The 2,591-nt window shown below is 52.0% G+C and carries 1 protein-coding gene; it reads left to right on the plus strand.

The window, feature by feature from the left end:
- A partial coding sequence (locus ACSZPU_RS24935) for a pyocin knob domain-containing S74 family peptidase (protein ID WP_499004276.1) occupies positions 1-2,208 on the plus strand: 2,208 nt, incomplete at its 5' end.
- Positions 2,209-2,591: the final 383 nt, after the last annotated feature.

Consider the following 2,591-nt stretch of genomic DNA (forward strand, 5'->3'; position numbering starts at 1 on the left):
GTTCGCCGTGTACTGCAGGAGAACGCGAACTGGCAGGCGTTTTATTCTGGCTCCGGGGATATCACAGTCACGCTGCCCAACGGCACGCCGACGGGCGTGCAGATTAGCGGTCCGTCATGGGCGAAATTATCCGGTATCGCAAATACCGCCTGGATCGATCGCGGTCAGTTGGCTGCTGACGCGAACCTGAATACAATGAACCCGGCAACCACCGAGGGCGAGTGGTCTAAAAGCACAGGAACCGGATTAACCACCGCGAACGGATTCCCGGCTGGCGCTGGCGTCGGCACGGTCAAAGTGAACAATGGCGGTAGATTTCAGGGGCAGCAGGTCTACACCCAATGGAACGGTTTGCAATGGGTTCGTGCACTGACTGCAACCTGGAATGGCACGGATGGACCATGGTCATCGTGGGCCATTGCAACGGGTGGGTTCGGGGCTATCGGCAACGTTGATCTGAATACGCTGGGGCCAGATTACGCGGGTAGTAACTGGAGTTTGACCAACTCGACATTTGCCACGGCCGCAAATAACTATCCGGTAATTGGTTCGGCAGGTATTGGTTTTCTGGAAATTTTCACCGGCGGTAATATTCTGACGCAGCGATATACGTCGCGTTACGGGCGTATGTTCACCCGGACATTAACCGGTTCGTGGAACGGGACTAACGGACCGTGGGGGCCGTGGTTTGACGTAGGGTATCAGTCTCCTACTGAATTTTTTGACGGCGATTTGAATACTGTCACCATGCCGGGTTTGTATAACGTTACTACTGCTACCTCAGCTAATCTTCCTTTGGTGGTAACGGGCGTTCTTCGGGTGTACTGGCGTGCAACCACTAACCAGATTATTCAGGAGTACACTTGCGTGTCATCGGCAGCAACGTACGCCAACCGTCATTTTAAACGTACAGGTATTACCTCAGGCGGGGTGACTACATGGTCAGCATGGGACGAGACGATCACCCAGACGCAACTCGCCAACTACCTGAATAATAATTTCAGTATCGGCGGGGCCAGTTCTGTTATGGATGGCTTTGACTGGCAGACATTCAATTTCGTCAACGGTGCTAACTATAGCGTCACCGGTTCATCAATGGCGAATGCCCCGTCGCCGATTGATACGGCTACCAGCGTGTCTGTAGGAATTAACGTAATGGGCCTGTCTGGCAACCCGGCCAGTACAACGGCAATATCCTGGTGCCTCCTGCAGGTGACACTTTACTCGAATGCTGTTGGGGCCCTGCGCCGGGTATTTAACGTTATTTATCGGGGCGTGAACGGTGCCCGAAACTATACCGTCTTTGAGTACTTCGGTCTAAACAGTACGCTCGGCGTGGCTAATGGCGGTACTGGCGGGACCACTCAGGCGACGGCACGCACTGGTCTGGGGCTAAAAGGCGCTGCGGTGCTGGACGTTGGAACAGTCGCCGGAACTGTAGCGGCGGGCGATGATTCACGACTGGCGACAGTCGGTGGGAAGACTGGCGGTAATGTGTCCTCATCAATTAACGTGACGGGGACTAACAGTGCGTTTGTTGCTTCTGCTGCGGGGGTTGGAACTGAAAACAGCAACACATTCCGTCGAATGCTTTATGGCTACATAAATGCCAGCCAGTATTCGTGGATTGATGCTTACGTTACATCAGCCAATATGCTGACGCGCATCATTACTGCTAATGGCTCGACATACCGTACATTTAACTTTTATGACACCGGGAATGCAACCTGTGATGGTAGCTGGATATCTGGCTCGGATGAGAGGTTTAAGGAAAAAATCACCCTGGTTCCGGATGCCCTGAATGCGGTTCTGTCATGGCGCGGGGTGACATACGTCAAAAAAGACGGTGCGGCCGAAGTGGGTCTTATCGCTCAGGATGTTGAAAAGGATTGCCAGGAGGCCATCATTGATGGTGGACGTCGTGAGTTCAGCGACGGCACGGTCATTGAGGACTTTAAAATGCTCAATACGGCTGGTGCTGCTGCGGCATACCACACTGAGGCAATCAAGACGCTGTTTGGCCTGGTAAAGCTCGCGATTGATGATCCGTCCGCTGCCCGTGCGCAAATAGCGGCGATAGAGAAAGAGATGCAAGAGGTGGTGAGCGTCCAGGACGATTTGCAGCAACCTGGTGATTCAGATGTCGCAGTGGACGACCTGCCGGGTACATCCACAGGTGAGGACAATCAGCCAGATACTCAGCCGTAAAAATTAATCGTCAAAATGGCGTTGATCTGCCCGGCATAAAAGAAGTGCGGGCATTCTACTGGTTTGGTGTAAAAAAGCCCGCTCGTCACGGGAAAAAATGTTTGTTTCACTCAGGGGAATTCGCGACAAAAGTCATCGTAAGAAAGATTAACACCATACCGGTTCATGTAAAAACGGGTCAAAAAAAAGCCCGCCTGAGTCAGAGATGGGCTGGCTTGATCAAAATGAATCAAAGATTAGATAGGAGCATTGCGGTATCCACAACAATATAAAGAGTAATATGAGATCTGGGATTTTCAATAAATTAGTAAGCGATCAGTGAGTGCCGTATTGACGGCTATTTATTGGTGAGATCCACGTTCCATGGCAGCAGTTCGGCCACT

It is taken from the genome of Phytobacter sp. V69 (genome assembly GCF_965644215.1).
GTDB lineage: Bacteria > Pseudomonadota > Gammaproteobacteria > Enterobacterales > Enterobacteriaceae > Phytobacter.